The sequence below is a fragment of the Methylobacterium aquaticum genome, assembly GCF_016804325.1.
Taxonomy (GTDB): Bacteria; Pseudomonadota; Alphaproteobacteria; order Rhizobiales; family Beijerinckiaceae; genus Methylobacterium; species Methylobacterium aquaticum_C.
Map to the genome: position 1 here is coordinate 1,836,159 of NZ_CP043627.1, position 15,312 is coordinate 1,851,470.

The 15,312-nt window shown below is 69.8% G+C and carries 15 protein-coding genes; 12 read left to right on the plus strand and 3 right to left on the minus strand.

Features of this window, described 5'->3' with window-relative positions; all coding sequences use genetic code 11:
• Positions 1-82: 82 nt before the first annotated feature.
• Positions 83-316 (minus strand): type II toxin-antitoxin system ParD family antitoxin, encoded by a 234-nt coding sequence (locus F1D61_RS08140; protein WP_246775779.1) that lies wholly within the window; start codon positions 314-316, stop codon positions 83-85.
• A gap of 176 nt (positions 317-492) precedes the next feature.
• On the opposite strand from F1D61_RS08140, the gene F1D61_RS08145 reads away from it, so the two are divergent.
• From F1D61_RS08145 to glpK, 11 genes are all read left to right on the plus strand, one after another.
• Positions 493-1,290 carry a DeoR/GlpR family DNA-binding transcription regulator gene (locus tag F1D61_RS08145; RefSeq protein ID WP_281437049.1) on the plus strand — a complete coding sequence of 266 codons (798 nt, stop codon included), beginning with the start codon at positions 493-495 and terminating at the stop codon, positions 1,288-1,290.
• 149 nt (positions 1,291-1,439) lie between these two features.
• On the plus strand, positions 1,440-2,984 hold the full coding sequence (gene glpD / locus F1D61_RS08150; protein WP_432443226.1) for a glycerol-3-phosphate dehydrogenase: 1,545 nt from the start codon (positions 1,440-1,442) through the stop codon (positions 2,982-2,984).
• A gap of 26 nt (positions 2,985-3,010) precedes the next feature.
• On the plus strand, positions 3,011-4,096 hold the full coding sequence (locus F1D61_RS08155) for an ABC transporter ATP-binding protein (protein ID WP_203157423.1): 1,086 nt from the start codon (positions 3,011-3,013) through the stop codon (positions 4,094-4,096).
• A gap of 16 nt (positions 4,097-4,112) precedes the next feature.
• Positions 4,113-5,198, plus strand: coding sequence for an ABC transporter ATP-binding protein (locus tag F1D61_RS08160; RefSeq protein WP_203157424.1), 1,086 nt, complete (start codon positions 4,113-4,115; stop codon positions 5,196-5,198).
• Positions 5,195-6,166 carry a carbohydrate ABC transporter permease gene (locus tag F1D61_RS08165; RefSeq protein ID WP_203157425.1) on the plus strand — a complete coding sequence of 324 codons (972 nt, stop codon included), beginning with the start codon at positions 5,195-5,197 and terminating at the stop codon, positions 6,164-6,166. The genes F1D61_RS08160 and F1D61_RS08165 overlap by 4 nt, the downstream gene beginning before the upstream one ends.
• The gene (locus F1D61_RS08170; protein WP_099906658.1) at positions 6,166-6,963 is read left to right on the plus strand and encodes a carbohydrate ABC transporter permease; all 798 of its coding nucleotides are present in this window, start codon (positions 6,166-6,168) and stop codon (positions 6,961-6,963) included. Before F1D61_RS08165 ends, F1D61_RS08170 begins: the two co-directional genes overlap by 1 nt.
• A 15-nt stretch (positions 6,964-6,978) precedes the next feature.
• A complete protein-coding gene (locus tag F1D61_RS08175) occupies positions 6,979-7,260 on the plus strand; it encodes a DUF2160 domain-containing protein (protein WP_203157426.1) in 282 nt (93 codons plus the stop codon).
• Positions 7,261-7,336: 76 nt separating this feature from the next.
• Positions 7,337-9,082 carry an ABC transporter substrate-binding protein gene (locus tag F1D61_RS08180; RefSeq protein WP_203157427.1) on the plus strand — a complete coding sequence of 582 codons (1,746 nt, stop codon included), beginning with the start codon at positions 7,337-7,339 and terminating at the stop codon, positions 9,080-9,082.
• 95 nt (positions 9,083-9,177) lie between these two features.
• Positions 9,178-9,417 (plus strand): type II toxin-antitoxin system Phd/YefM family antitoxin, encoded by a 240-nt coding sequence (locus F1D61_RS08185; RefSeq protein ID WP_203157428.1) that lies wholly within the window; start codon positions 9,178-9,180, stop codon positions 9,415-9,417.
• On the plus strand, positions 9,414-9,848 hold the full coding sequence (locus F1D61_RS08190) for a type II toxin-antitoxin system VapC family toxin (RefSeq protein ID WP_203157429.1): 435 nt from the start codon (positions 9,414-9,416) through the stop codon (positions 9,846-9,848). The genes F1D61_RS08185 and F1D61_RS08190 overlap by 4 nt, the downstream gene beginning before the upstream one ends.
• A gap of 22 nt (positions 9,849-9,870) precedes the next feature.
• Positions 9,871-11,364 carry a glycerol kinase GlpK gene (gene glpK / locus F1D61_RS08195; protein ID WP_203157430.1) on the plus strand — a complete coding sequence of 498 codons (1,494 nt, stop codon included), beginning with the start codon at positions 9,871-9,873 and terminating at the stop codon, positions 11,362-11,364.
• Between the two features lie 211 nt (positions 11,365-11,575).
• Here the strand turns inward: glpK and F1D61_RS08200 are convergent, their stop codons facing one another.
• Both F1D61_RS08200 and F1D61_RS08205 read right to left on the minus strand, forming a co-directional pair.
• Positions 11,576-12,442, minus strand: coding sequence for an NAD(P)-dependent oxidoreductase (locus F1D61_RS08200; protein ID WP_203157431.1), 867 nt, complete (start codon positions 12,440-12,442; stop codon positions 11,576-11,578).
• Positions 12,443-12,537: 95 nt separating this feature from the next.
• Positions 12,538-13,314 carry a transporter substrate-binding domain-containing protein gene (locus F1D61_RS08205; protein WP_203157432.1) on the minus strand — a complete coding sequence of 259 codons (777 nt, stop codon included), beginning with the start codon at positions 13,312-13,314 and terminating at the stop codon, positions 12,538-12,540.
• A gap of 175 nt (positions 13,315-13,489) precedes the next feature.
• On the opposite strand from F1D61_RS08205, the gene F1D61_RS08210 reads away from it, so the two are divergent.
• On the plus strand, positions 13,490-15,217 hold the full coding sequence (locus tag F1D61_RS08210) for a methyl-accepting chemotaxis protein (RefSeq protein WP_203157433.1): 1,728 nt from the start codon (positions 13,490-13,492) through the stop codon (positions 15,215-15,217).
• The last annotated feature ends 95 nt before the right edge of the window (positions 15,218-15,312 follow it).

Consider the following 15,312-nt stretch of genomic DNA (forward strand, 5'->3'; position numbering starts at 1 on the left):
ACCGCGTCATTCCGGGCTCCGCTTTCGCGGCCCCGGAATGAAGCGGTGGATGTCAAGCCTGTGAAAGCAAGTCAGGCAGGATCTATGATATCGCTGGCCGTCGCATCGATGCCAGGAACGCGTCGGTATCGAAGTCCTCGAACTCGTCACCTGCCTCTCCCTCGATCAGCGCTGCCGCCAGCCCATCGCGCGCGGTTTCGCGCGTTTCGAGCAAGCGCAAGCCCGCCACGACCACCTCGTTGGCGGAGGCATAGCGGGCATCCGCGACCTGACGGTCGATGAACGCAACCAGATCATCGTCGAGCGTGATCGTCATGGTCCGAGTCATGATCCATCTCCCGCGCCTATCATAGCAGGCGACCGTGGCGGTCCGAACCCCGGACGATCCCTCCCGCCCGATTGCGCCCGCCACCGCTTGCCCCGACAATGCCCGCCCCCGCGTCCCTTGCGGGCAAGAAGGCCCCCGGCCAACAACAAGGCATGCGCGTCGTGATCGACCAGGTTTCCCAGCGCCAGCAGGACATCCTCGCCCTCGCCCGCCTGCACGGGCGGGTCAGCGTGGAAGACCTGGCGGCCCGGTTCGAGGTGACGCCGCAGACGATCCGCAAGGACCTGAACGAATTGTGCGACAGCCGGCTCCTGTCGCGCATCCATGGCGGCGCCGTGGTGGCCTCGGGCGTCGAGAACGTCTCCTACGAGGCCCGCCGCCTCGTCGCCCATGGCGAGAAGCGGGCGATCGGCGAGGCGGCGGCACGGCTCATCCCCAACAACGCCTCGCTGTTCATCAATATCGGCACCACCACCGAGGAGGTGGCGCGCGCGCTCGGCGACCACGAGGACCTGCTCGTCATCACCAACAACCTCAACGTCGCGACCCTGCTCTACCGCCATCCGAAGATGAGCCTGATCGTCGCCGGCGGTCCGGTGCGGCGGGCCGACGGGGCGGTCATCGGCTCGGCGGCGGTCGATTTCATCAACCAGTTCAAGGTCGACTACGCGGTGATCGGCGTCTCGGCGATCGAGGAGGACGGCACGCTCCTCGATTTCGACTACCGCGAGGTCCGGGTCGCCCGCGCCATCATCGAGAATGCCCGCCGGGTGATCCTGGTCGCCGACAAGCTGAAGCTCGAGCGCTCGGCGCCGATCCGGGTCGGCCACCTGCGCGAGCTCGACTATTTCGTCACCGACGCGCTGCCCTCCGCGGCCTTGAGGGAGATGTGCGCCGCGCACCGCGTCGATCTGGTCGAGGCGGGTTTGAGCGCCCACGAGACCTCCGACGCCGCGGAATAGCCGAAACCGCAAGGCACCCGAACCGAAAGCATCAGACTTTCGTTCGCACCTCCAGCCTTTCGGTTTTGCTTGCGCCAGGTCCTGGCTGCGGCTAGATTCGCGCCAGGATGCAAACGAAAGAGCCGAACGGCTCCGACAGGGAGGTGGCTTTGGCCCCCAGGCAGCAGCCCGGCGACGAGCGCGGGGTGTTCGACCTCGCGGTGATCGGCGGCGGCATCAATGGCTGCGGCATCGCCCGCGACGCGGTCGGCCGCGGCGCCTCGGTGGTGCTGTTCGAGCAGAACGACCTGGCGAGCGGCACCTCCTCGACCTCGACCAAGCTGATCCATGGCGGCCTGCGCTACCTGGAGCATTACGAGTTCCGCCTGGTCCGCGAGGCCCTGATGGAGCGCGAGGTGCTGTGGGGCATGGCGCCCCACATCGTCTGGCCCCTGCGCTTCGTGCTGCCGCACCATTCGGGTCTCAGGCCCGGCTGGCTCCTGCGCCTCGGCCTGCTGCTCTACGACAACCTCGGCGGCCGCAAGCGCCTGCCCGGCACCCGCACCCTCGATCTCACCCGCGATCCCGCCGGCCAGCCGCTCAAAGCCGGCTTTCGCCGCGCTTTCGAATATTCGGATTGCTGGGTCGAGGATTCGCGCCTCGTCGTGCTGAACGCCCGCGACGCCGCCGAGCGCGGCGCGGTGATCCGCACCCGCACCCGGGTCGTCACCGTCGCCCGCGCCGCGGGTGTGTGGGAACTGACGGTCGAGGACCGCCAGACCGGAGCCCGCGACACCGTGCGGGCCCGCACCCTCGTCAACGCCGCCGGCCCCTGGGTGGCGAACGTGCTCACCGGCGTAGCGCGGGCGAATTCTTCCGAGGGCGTGCGCCTGGTCCAGGGCAGCCACATCGTGGTGCGACGCTTATTTCAGCACGACCGCGCCTACATCTTCCAGAATGCCGACCAGCGCATCATCTTCGCGATCCCCTACGAGCGCGACTTCACCCTGATCGGCACCACCGACCGCGACTACACGGGCGATCCCGCCGACGTGAAGGCGAGCGAGGAGGAGATCGCCTATCTCTGCGCCGCCGCCAGCGAGTATTTCCGCGATCCGGTCACCCGCGACGAGGTGGTGTGGACCTATTCCGGCGTGCGCCCGCTCTACGACGACGGCGCCTCGAAGGCCCAGGAAGCCACCCGCGACTACGTGCTGACCCTCGACGCGCCGGAGGGCCAGCCGGCCATGCTCTCGGTCTTCGGCGGCAAGATCACCACCTACCGGCGGCTGGCCGAATCGGCGCTCGACCGGCTGAAGGACCACCTGCCGGCGGCGGCCAAGGCGCCCTGGACGTCCGGCGCGGTCTTGCCAGGTGGCAACTTCCCGAAGGAGAGCTACGACGACGTCGTGGCGGGGCTCGCACGCCAGCATCCGGGCTTGCCCGAGACGCTCGTCGCCCGGCTGGTGCGGGCCTACGGCACCGACGCCCGGGAAATCCTGAGCGGCGCCCGCTCCATGGACGATCTCGGCCGGCACTTCGGCGCCGACCTCACCGAGCGCGAGGTGCGCCACCTGATGCGCCGCGAATGGGCGGTGAGCGCCGAGGACGTGCTCTGGCGCCGCTCGAAGCTCGGCCTTAGGGTCACCCCCGCCGAGGCCGAGGCCCTCGACGCGTTCATGCGCCGCGCCGCCGCCGCCTCCGACGCGGCCTGACTTTCAAGAAGAGACGGGAGGGCGCCATGACCCTGATCCTGGAGAGCGTCACCAAGCGGGTCGGCCCCGAGACGCATATCCGCGACGTGAGCCTCGCCCTGCCCAAGGGTTCGCTCAACGTGCTGCTCGGCCAGACGCTCGCCGGCAAGACCACCCTGATGCGCCTGATGGCCGGGCTCGAGGCGCCGAGCGAGGGACGGATCATCGCCGACGGCAAGGACGTGACCGGGCTGCCGGTGCAGCGCCGCAACGTCGCGATGGTCTACCAGCAATTCATCAACTACCCCTCGCTCACGGTCTACGAGAACATCGCCTCGCCGATGCGGGTCGCCGGTGTGGCGAAGGCCGAGATCGAGGCGCGGGTGCAGGAGGCGGCGGGGTTGCTGCGGCTCACCCCCTACCTGAAGCGAAAGCCCCTCGAACTCTCGGGCGGCCAGCAGCAGCGTACCGCCATCGCCCGGGCCTTGTGCAAGCGCGCCGACCTCGTGCTGATGGACGAGCCGCTGGCCAACCTCGACTACAAGCTGCGCGAGGAACTGCGCGAGGAACTGCCGCGCATCTTCGCCGCCACAGGCGCGATCTTCGTCTACGCCACCACCGAGCCGGCCGAGGCCCTGATGCTCGGCGGGCGCACCGCCACCCTGCACCAGGGCCGCGTCACGCAGGTCGGCCCGACGCCGGACGTCTACCGCCGGCCCGACGACCTCATCACGGCAAAGGTCTTCTCCGACCCGCCGCTCAATACGCTCGGCGTCGTGAAGGCCGGCGGCCGGATCACCCTGCCGACCGGCGGCCAGGTCCGGGCGACCGGGCCGCTCGCGGGCGTGCCGGACGGCGCCTACACGATCGGCTTTCGCGCCCATCACCTCGCCCTCGATCCCCTGCCGGGGGAGGGGATCGCGCTGCCGGCCACCGTCTCGGTCGCCGAGATCACCGGCTCGGAGAGTTACGTCCACGTCGATGCCGGCGAGAGCCGCCTGATCGCCCTCGTCCCGGGCGTGCGCCGGCTCGAACCCGGCACGGCGGTCACCGTCCATCTCGATCCCCGCCACGTCCTGGTGTTCGACGACAACGGCCGGACGGCCGCCCTCGACCTGCCGGCGGCCGCCTGATCCGGAGGGGAGATCCATGGCCCGCATCACCCTCGACCATCTCGCCCATGCCTACGGGCCGAACCCGCAAGGCCCGCAGGATTACGCTCTCAAGGAGATCGACCACGTCTGGCGCCAGGGCGGTGCCTATGCGCTGCTCGGGCCGTCAGGCTGCGGCAAGTCCACGTTGCTGAACATCATCTCGGGGCTCGTGGTCCCGACCCGCGGCCGCATCCTGTTCGACGACCGCGACGTGACCACGGTGCCGACGGAAGGGCGCAACATCGCCCAGGTGTTCCAGTTCCCGGTCGTCTACGACACCATGACGGTGCGGGAGAACCTGGCCTTCCCGTTGAAGAATCGGCGCGTCGCGCCGGCCACCATCCGGTCGCGGGTGGAGGAGATCGCAGGTCTCCTCGACCTCACCCGGGTGCTCGACCGCCGCGCCAACAACCTGACGGCGGATATGAAGCAGAAGATCTCGCTCGGCCGGGGCCTCGTGCGCCCGGACGTGGCGGCGATCCTGTTCGACGAGCCGCTCACCGTCATCGACCCGCACCTGAAATGGCAGCTGCGCTCGACCCTCAAGGAGCTGCATCGCAAGCTCGACCTGACGATGATCTACGTCACCCACGACCAGACCGAGGCGCTGACCTTCGCCGACACGGTGGTGGTGATGCATGACGGCGCCGTGGTGCAGACCGGCACGCCGGATGAGCTCTTCGAGCGCCCGGCCCACACCTTCGTCGGCCACTTCATCGGCTCGCCGGGCATGAACCTGCTTCCCGCCGAGGTGCAGGGCGCGACCGCGACGATCGAGGGCCACGCCATCCCGCTCGCCCGGCACTATCCGGCACTGCCCAAGGGCAAGCGCATCGAGCTGGGTGTCCGACCCGAATACGTGCACCTGGCGCCGAAGGGGCTAGGGCTGCCCGTACAGGTCAAGCGCATCGACGATATCGGCCGCCAGCGCCTCGCCCGGGTCGAACTCGGCGGCCGGGCCCTCGTCGCGACGGTGGCGGAGGGCCAGAGCCTCGACGGGAATGAGGCGGCGCTGACCCTCGATCCGCGCCAGATCCACATCTACGCCGACGGCGCCCTGGTGCCCGGGGAGGCCGCATGACCAAGACCGTCAACCAGAAGGCCTGGCTCCTCGTCCTGCCGGTCTTCGCCGTCGTCGCCTTCTCGGCGGTGCTGCCGCTGATGACCGTGGTCAACTACTCGTTCCAGGATACGTTCGGGAACAACCAGTTCTTCTGGAACGGCCTCGGCTGGTTCCAGGAACTGCTCGACCCCTCGACCCAGTTCGGCGAGCGCTTCTTCGATTCGCTGTGGCGCAACCTGCTCTTCTCCGCGATCATCCTGGCGATCGAGGTGCCGCTCGGCATCGCGGTGGCGCTCTCGATGCCACGCGAGGGCCGCTCGGTCGCCTTCTGCCTCGTGCTGATGGCCCTGCCGCTGCTGATCCCGTGGAACGTCGTCGGCACGATCTGGCAGGTCTTCGCCCGCACCGATATCGGGCTCTTGGGCGCGACCCTCAACAGCCTCGGCATCGACTACAACTACGCCGGCTCGGCGCTCGCCGCCTGGGTCACGATCGTGACCATGGACGTCTGGCACTGGACCAGCCTCGTCGCACTGCTCTGCTACGCGGGTCTCAAGTCGATCCCCGACGCCTATTATCAGGCCGCCCGCATCGACGGGGCGAGCCAGTGGGCGATCTTCCGCACCATCCAGCTGCCGAAGATGCGCCGCGTCCTGCTGATCGCCGTGCTGCTGCGCTTCATGGATTCGTTCATGATCTACACCGAGCCCTTCGTGCTCACCGGCGGCGGGCCCGGCAACGCCACGACCTTCCTGTCGATCGACCTCGTCAAGCTGGCTTTGGGTCAGTTCGATCTCGGCCGGGCGGCGGCGATGTCGCTGGTCTACAACCTCATCATCCTGAGCGTCTGCTGGGTGTTCTACACCGTGATGACCAACGTCGATGCCGGCAACCGCACGGTGCTGGCCGACGATCCGTCGGATGCGGCTGCCGCCGGCAGCCTACCCCAAGCCACCACCATCCCGCTCGACCGGAGGGCCGCCTGATGCGCCCGCGCCACGTCGTGATGACGCTCTACCTGCTGTTCCTGATGGTCCCGATCTACTGGCTCGTGAACATGAGCCTGAAGACCAACCAGGAAATCAATTCCGGCATGACGCTCTGGCCGCATGCGATCACGTTCGACAACTACATCCGGATCTTCACCGATCCGAGCTGGTACGGCGGCTACCTGAACTCGCTGTCCTACGTGGCGATCAACACGGTGCTGTCGATCGGGCTGGCTCTGCCCGCGGCCTACGCCTTCTCGCGCTACAGCTTCATCGGCGACAAGCACCTGTTCTTCTGGCTGCTCTCGAACCGGATGGCGCCGCCGGCGGTGTTCGCGCTGCCGTTCTTCAACCTCTACTCGGCGGTCGGCCTGTTCGACACGCCCTGGGCGGTGGCGTTGGCCCATTGCCTGTTCAACGTGCCGCTGGCGGTATGGATTCTCGAAGGCTTCATGTCCGGCGTGCCGCGCGAGATCGACGAGACCGCGGCGATCGACGGCTATTCCTTCCCGCGCTTCTTCATCAAGATCTTCATGCCGCTGATCGCGTCGGGCATCGGCGTCGCCGCGTTCTTCTGCTTCATGTTCTCCTGGGTCGAGCTGCTGCTCGCCCGGACGCTCACCTCGGTCGACGCCAAGCCCATCGCCGCCACCATGACCCGCACGGTCTCGGCCGCCGGCATGGATTGGGGCCTCTTGGCTGCGGCCGGCGTGCTCACCATCGTGCCGGGCGCCCTCGTGATCTGGTTCGTGCGCAACTACATCGCCAAGGGCTTCGCCCTCGGCCGCGTCTGACCGGGAGTTCGTCCGATGCCTGATTTCGCCTGGATGGCCTGGACCTGGCAGACCGCGATCTTCTTTGCGGTCATCGCCGGCCTGCTCGCCCTGATGACCGCGCTCGCCGTGTGGCGCCCGGAGACCGAACAGGTCGGGATCCTGCGGATCCCGACGACCCGCGGCGACCGGCTGTTCCTGACGCTGGTCGGGACCGCCTTCATCAATCTCGCCTGGCTCGGCCTCGTCGGCCCGAGCCTGGAATGGGCGCTCGCGCTCTCGCTCGTCTACGGGGCGGTGATGTTCCGCTTCGCGTAAGAAGACCCCGTCGCTTACGTCCGGCAGCCAGCCGGCATCAGGCGGGCCGAGAACCACCAGAGGGAGGATGACCAAGATGAAACGCCATCGTCTTTTGACGGCCGCGAGCGCGCTCGCGCTCAGCCTCGCCGCAGGCCATGCCTTTGCCGGCATGGAAGAGGCCAAGCGCTGGGTCGACACCGAGTTCCAGCCCTCGACCCTGTCGAAGGAGGAGCAGCTCAAGGAGATGCAGTGGTTCGTCGATGCGGCGAAGCCCTTCGCCGGCATGGAGATCAACTTCGTCTCCGAGACGATCACCACCCACGAATACGAGGCCCGCACCCTCGCCAAGGCCTTCTCCGAGATCACCGGGATCAAGCTCCGCCACGACCTCCTGCAGGAGGGCGACGTGGTCGAGAAGATCCAGACCCAGATGCAGTCGGGCAAGAACATCTACGACGGTTGGATCAACGATTCCGACCTCGTCGGCACCCATTTCCGCTACGGCCAGACCGTCGCCTTGTCGGACTTCATGAAGAATGAGGCCAAGGATGTCACCTCGCCGACCCTCGACCTCGACGACTTCATCGGCAAGTCCTTCGGCACCGGCCCGGACGGCAAGCTCTACCAGCTGCCCGACCAGCAATTCGCCAACCTGTACTGGTTCCGCTACGACTGGTTCACCCGCGCCGACCTCAAGCAGAAGTTCAAGGCCAAATACGGCTACGAGCTCGGCGTGCCGGTCAACTGGTCGGCCTACGAGGACATCGCCGAATTCTTCACCAACGACGTGAAGGAGATCGACGGCGTCAAGGTCTATGGCCACATGGACTACGGCAAGAAGGATCCCAGCCTGGGCTGGCGCTTCACCGATGCCTGGCTGTCGATGGCCGGCAACGGCGACAGGGGCCTCCCGAACGGCAAGCCGGTCGACGAGTGGGGCATCCGCATGGAGGGCTGCCGTCCGGTCGGCTCCTCGATCGAGCGCGGCGGCGACACCAACGGTCCGGCCGCGGTCTACTCGGTGACGAAGTACGTCGAGTGGCTGAAGAAGTACGCCCCGCCGCAGGCCGCCGGCATGACCTTCTCGGAATCGGGACCGGTCCCGTCGCAGGGCAACGTCGCCCAGCAGATGTTCTGGTACACCGCCTTCACCGCCGACATGGTCAAGCCCGGTCTGCCGGTGATGAACCAGGACGGCACCCCGAAGTGGCGCATGGCGCCCTCGCCGAAGGGCCCGTACTGGAAGGAGGGCATGAAGCTCGGCTACCAGGATGCCGGCTCGCTCACCCTGCTGAAGTCCACCCCCCTCGATCGCCGCAAGGCGGCCTGGCTCTACCAGCAGTTCATCGTCTCGAAGACGGTCAGCCTGAAGAAGAGCCATGTCGGCCTCACCTTCATCCGTGAGAGCGACATCTGGGACAAGTCCTTCACCGAGCGGGCGCCGAAGCTCGGCGGCCTGGTCGAGTTCTACCGCTCGCCGGCCCGCACGCAGTGGACCCCGACCGGCGTGAACGTGCCGGACTATCCCAAGCTCGCCCAGCTGTGGTGGCAGAACATCGGCGACGCCTCCTCGGGCGCCAAGACCCCGCAGGCGGCGATGGACGCGCTCGCCAACGCCCAGGACGACGTGATGGCGCGCCTCGAGCGCTCCAAGGTCCAGGGCGAGTGCGGTCCGAAGCTGAACCCCAAGACCTCGGCCGAGCACTGGTACGAGCAGGCCAAGAAGGACGGCACGCTGGCCCCCCAGCGCAAGCTCGCCGACGAGAAGCCGAAGGGTGAGACGATCGACTACGACACCCTGATCAAGAGCTGGCCGGCCTCGCCGCCGAAGCGCGGTTGAGGATGAGGGAGCCGGGGCGCGCGAGCCCCGGCTCTCCTTCCCGCGGAGGGCCGGCTTCCGCTATCCTGGCGGCCGATGCCGCCACGGAGGTTGTCATGGCCTATTACAGGATGGAAGACGCCATCACCCGCTTGCCCGAACTCCTCGCCAAGGCGAGTGCGGGTGAGGAGGTGATCATCACACGTCTGGACGAGGATTTGATTCAGCTCATTCCGACTGAGCCGCGGCCGGTAACGAAGGAGGAGATGGATCGGCTTCGCGAACGGCGGGTAACTCTTTCCAAGCCAGTCGATATCACTGCCGTTGTCCGTCAGATGCGGGACGAGGGGCTGTGATCCGTATCTACTGCGATACTAACGTCCTGCTTCCAGCTTTCGTCAAGGAGGCCGAAAGCTCAAGAATCGAGGCATGGCTGCTCGATCCGGCGGTCCAACCTGTCTTCTCCGATCTCGTCGTTCTGGAATTCTCAGCGACACTCTCCCGGTTGGTGCGTGAGCGCAAAGCGAAAGCCGAGGAAGCCCGCGAGGTCGTTGGACTGTTCACGTCTTGGCGCGAGGTCCGTGGCCGCCCGCTGACCATCACCCGCCAGATGTTCGCCCTCGCCCGCACCATCGTCGAGGATGCCACCCTCGGCGTGCGCGGTCCCGATGCCCTGCACCTCGCGCTGCTCCAGGTCACCGGCCTGCCCTTCGCCACCTTCGACGCGCGGCTTCGCCGGGCGGCCGACACGATCGGCCTCGCCACGCTGGAGCCGCCGCCCCTCTAACGCACCGCGCAAGAGCCTTACGATGTCCTCCCTCATCCTCGCCATCGACCAGGGCACCACCTCCTCGCGCGCCCTGCTGTTCCGGCCCGACACCTCGATCGCCGGCCTCGCCCAGGCCGAGTTCCCGCAGCATTTCCCGGCCTCGGGCTGGGTCGAGCACGAGCCGGAGGACCTCTGGCGCACCACCCTCGAGACCTGCCGGGCGGCGATGAGGCAGGCCGGGGTGACGGCCCGGGACGTGGCGGCGGTCGGCATCACCAACCAGCGCGAGACGACGCTGGTCTGGGACAAGCGCACCGGCGAGGCGGTGCATCGCGCCATCGTCTGGCAGGATCGGCGCTCGGCCGGGATCTGCGCCCGCCTGAAGGAGGCGGGCCACGAGCCCGCGGTGACGGCGAAGACCGGCCTGATCCTCGATCCCTATTTCTCCGGCACCAAGATCGCCTGGATCCTCGACAACGTGCCCGGCGTCCGCGCCCGGGCCGAGGCCGGCGAGCTCGCCTTCGGCACCGTCGATTCGTATCTCCTCTGGCGCCTCACCGGCGGCCGGCTCCACGTCACCGACGCCACCAACGCCTCGCGCACCCTGCTCTTCGACATCCATCGCGGCGCCTGGGACGACGAGCTGATGGCGCTCTTGGGCGTCCCGGCCTCGATGCTGCCGGAGGTGCGCGATTCGTCGGGAGATTTCGGCGAGACCGACCCGGAGCTGTTCGGCACCGCGATCCCGATCCGGGGCGTGGCCGGCGACCAGCAGGCGGCGACGGTGGGGCAGGCCTGCTTCCGGCCCGGCATGGTCAAGTCGACCTACGGCACCGGGTGCTTTGCCCTCCTCAACACCGGGTCGCAGCCGGTGGCGTCGAAGAACAAGCTCCTGACCACCATCGCCTATCAGCTCGACGGGAAACGCACCTACGCGCTCGAAGGCTCGATCTTCGTCGCCGGCGCCGCGGTGCAGTGGCTGCGCGACGGGCTCGGGATCATCGAATCGGCCGCCGAGACCGGAGCGCTCGCCGAGCGGGCCGATCCGGCGCAAGACGTCTACCTGGTGCCGGCCTTCGTCGGCCTCGGCGCGCCGCACTGGGAGCCCGACGCGCGGGGCGCCCTGTTCGGCCTCACCCGCGGCACCGGCCCGGCCGAGCTCGCCCGCGCCGCGCTCGAGAGCGTCTGCTACCAGACCGCCGATCTCCTGGCCGCGATGCGGGCCGACTGGTCGGACGGGGAGGGGAGCGCCACGGTGCTGCGGGTCGATGGCGGCATGGTCGCCTCCGACTGGACGATGCAGCGCCTCGCCGACCTGCTGGCCGCCCCCGTCGACCGGCCCGAGGTGAAGGAGACGACGGCGTTGGGCGCGGCCTATCTCGCCGGCCTCGCCTGCGGCCTCTACCCGGAGCCCGAGCACTTCGCCGACCATTGGCGCCTGGAGCGCCGCTTCACCCCGGCGATGGAGCCGAGCTTGCGCGAGCGCCGGCTGGCGGGATGGCGCAGGGCGGTGAGCTGCCTGGTGGGGAAGTAGAGGCGCGCTTTTTCGCGCTAGATTTCCCCCTCGCAGGGTCATCCCGGGGCTCGCCGAAGGCGAGAGCCCGGGATCCAGAACCCCGGAGGGTGCAGAAACAAGCGAGATGCGTTCCGCTCTATCCTGAACGACCTGCGATTCTGGATTCCGGGCTCCGCTGCGCGGCCCCGGAATGACCCGGAGGGTGAGACGAAAGGCGGTTGGCGCGCCTTTACTTCTCCAGCCGCGCGATCAGGCTCGACGTATCCCAGCGCCCGCCGCCCAGGCTCTGCACCTCGGCGTAGAACTGGTCGACGAGGGCCGTCACCGGGAGCTTCGCCTTGTTGCGGCGGGCCTCGGCGAGCACGATCGACAGATCCTTGCGCATCCAGTCGACGGCGAAGCCGAAATCGAACTTACCCTCGTTCATGGTCTTGCCGCGGTTCTCCATCTGCCAGGAGCCGGCGGCGCCCTTGGAGATCACGTCGAGCACCGCCTCGATGTCGAGCCCGGCCTGCTTGCCGAAATGCACCGCCTCCGACAGGCCCTGGACGAGGCCGGCGATGCAGATCTGGTTCATCATCTTGGCGAGCTGGCCGGCGCCGACCGGCCCCAGCAGCCGGCAGGCGCGGGCATACGACCCGATCACCGGCTCGACCCGGGCGAAGGTGGCAGGCTCGCCGCCGCACATCACCGTGAGCACGCCGTTCTCGGCGCCGGCCTGGCCGCCGGACACGGGTGCGTCGATGAAGCCGAACCCGGCCTTGCCCGCCGCCTCGGACAGCTCGCGGGCCACCTCCGCCGAGGCGGTGGTGTGGTCGACGAAGACCGCACCCTTGCCCATCGCCGCGAAGGCGCCGTCCGGCCCGGTCGTGACCTGGCGCAGGTCGTCGTCGTTGCCGACGCAGGCGAAGACGATCTCCTGGCCCTCGGCCGCCTCGCGCGGCGTCGCCGCGGCCTTGCCGCCATGGGCGCTCACCCAGTCGTCGGCCTTGGCCCTGGTGCGGTTGTAGACCGTGACGTCATGGCCCTTGGCGGCGAGGTGACGGGCCATCGGCCCCCCCATCACGCCGAGACCCAGAAACGCGACCTTTGCCATGCGTCCATCCTCCCACGCCGTTGTCCCGGCGATCGGTCCCCGGTGTAGTGAGCCGCCCCTGCGCCCGTCAAACGGGTGGCGTCACCGGTCTGTCGTCACTTGGTATCGAACGGGATGTACGTCGCCCGGAGGCGGTCGTAGCGCCCGTCCGCGACCAGCGCGGCGAGCGCCCGCTCGAAGGTCTCGCGCAGGGCGGTGTCGCCCTTGCGCAGGCCGATTCCGGCGCCCTCGCCGAGCAGCGGCTCGCCCGCCGGGACCTCGCCGACGAACCGGCAGCAGGCCTCGCCCTCGGGCCGCGCGAGGAAATTGGCGAGTTCGAGCTTGTCGCCCAGCACGAGGTCGACCCGGCCGGCCCGCAGGTCGAGGGTCGCGTCGGCGAGGGTGTCGAAGGTGCGGATCTCGGCGCCCGGCACCCGCTGCTCCAGATAGGCGACCTGCGGCCCGTGCGCCGCCACGCCGATCGTGCGGCCCCGCAGGGTCGCGGGACCCGGGTTCGGCAGCGAGGTGTCCCGCCGCGCCACGTAGGCGAAGGGAATCCGCATGTAGGGCCTGGTGAAGGCGATGCGGGCGGCCCGCTTCGGGGTGATCGCCATCGCCGCCATGATGGCGTCGTACTCGCCCGCCTCCAGGCCCTTGATGATGCCGTCCCACTGGTGGAGCACGATCGTGCAGGTGAGCTTGGCCTCCGCGCACAGGGCCTGGGCCAGGGCGACCTCGAACCCCGCCGGCTTGCCGTCCTCGACGTAGTTGAACGGCGGGCGGCCGCCCTCGGTGGCGATCCGCACCGGCGAGGGCAGGGGGGCGTCCTCGGCGAGGGCCGGCGGGGCGGCCAGCAGCGTCAGGAGCAGGAGGCGGGAGAGCAGGCGGCTCATCCGGCGGCGTTCTCTCATGAAAGGGGCCCGAAGGCCCGAAGGCGGCGGACCCTGCCACGGCCACGCCTGCCGGCGCAACTCGCGCGTCGGGGGAGGGGCCCCGATCCGCGACGGTCGCGGTGACGCTTCGTCAGGGTTAACCGGCCTTTAAGTGCGATGCGCTGTGATCTCGGCCATGCGTTTGAGCTTCCGCCCGCCCCACCCGACCCGCGACCGCGCCGACGCGGTCGAGATCCTGCCGCCGCTCGCCGCACCGGCGCCGGCGGTCGACGGGCCGGAGCGCATGGCGGGCCGGGCCGGGCGCGACGCCGTCGACCGGGTCGAGGCCGAGCTGGTCCGGGCGGCCCGCGCCGTCGGGGTCGCCGCCCGGGACGGCTGCGCCGAGACCGGGGCGGCGGCGGCCGACGCCCTCGCCCTCGCCCGCGCGCTCGACGATCTGGGCATCCGGGCCGACGAGGCCGGCACGCGCGGCCGGGCGCTCGGCGCCTCCGCCGAGACCCTGGCGGCCGAGACCGAGGGGCTCGCCGGGGTGCTGGTCCAGGCCGGCCGCCACCTCGAGCGCACCGATGCCGAGAGCCGCGTGCTCCAGGCCGAGATGATGGGCGCCGCGCAGGATTCCGCCCGCGTCGTCGAGGCGGTGGCGACCCTGGCGCGGCAGGCCAACCGCCTCGCCCTCAACGCCACGGTCGAGGCCGCCCGCGCCGGGATCGGCGGCGCGCCGTTCTGGCAGGCGGCGGAGGAATTCAAGTTTCTGGCGGCCGATGCCGCCCGGGCGGTGGAGGAGGTGCGGTCCCTGAGCCGCCGCCTCTCCGGGCCCGGGGCGGTGGCGATGGGAGGATTGGCGACCTCGCTCGCCTGCCTGCGCCCGGCCTTCGCCACCACCGCGGCGGCGGCCGAGGCGCAGGCGGCGTCCGCCTGGCGCCTCTCCGACGCGGCGCAGGATCTCGCCGAATCCACCGGCGACCTCGTCGGGGACGCCGCGGCCGCGGCTACCGCCGCCGACGAGGCGGCACGGCGCATGGAGGCCGCCCGCGCCGCCGGGGCCGGTCTCGCCGGCCTCGCCGGAGGGCTCGCCGGGCGGGCCGTCGCGGCCTTGCGCCAGGCGGAGATCGGCGACCGGCGGGTGCATGACCGCTATCCGGTCGATCTCGCGGTGCGGGTCGGCAATTGGGGCCTCGGGCGGGTGCTCGACCTGAGCCGGGGCGGGCTGCTCCTGGTCCCGCCGGAGGGCTGCGGCGGCGCGGTCGGCGCCCGGCTCTCCCTCGATCCGCGCGGCATCGGCCGGTTGCAGGTGCAGGTGGTGGGGGCAAGCCCGCGCGGCCTGCACTGTGCCGTCACCGGGGCCGCGTCCGAGGCGCGGCTGCGCGACGCCCTGGTGGCGATCGAGGAGGAGAACCGGCCCCTGATCGCCGCCGCGCAAGGCGGTGCCGCGTCGGTCGCCGCGGTGCTGGAGCAGGCTCTGGCCGCGGGCCGGCTCGCGGCGCACGCCCTGTTCGACACCACCTACCGCCCGGTCGCCGGCATCGAGCCGCCGCATTACCTCACCGCCGCGGTGCCGGCCCTGGAAGATCTTCTGCCGCCGATCCTCGAGCCGCTGCTGCTGGCCGATCCGCGCACCGCCTTCTGCATCGCGGTCGACCGCAACGGCTACGCCCCGGTGCACAACCGCGCCCAGTCGCAAGCGCCGCGGGCCGGCGACCCGGCCTGGAACGCGCTCCACGCCCGCCAGCGCCGGCTCTACGACGACCGCACCGGCCTCTCCGCCGCCCGCTCGACGCGGCCCTTCCTGGTCCAGGCCTGCCCGCAGGACGAGGCCGGCCGCCAGCCCCTGCGCGAGGTCGCGAGCCCGATCCGGATCCATGGCCGGCATTGGGGGGCGCTCAGGATGGGGTTCCGGATCTGACCGATCCGCGCGCCGTGTCGCCTCGCCTCGATCCAACCCCGATCGGGGGTGAGCGGGGATCGGGCCCGCAGCCTCGTGCCGGGCGAAATCCGAAC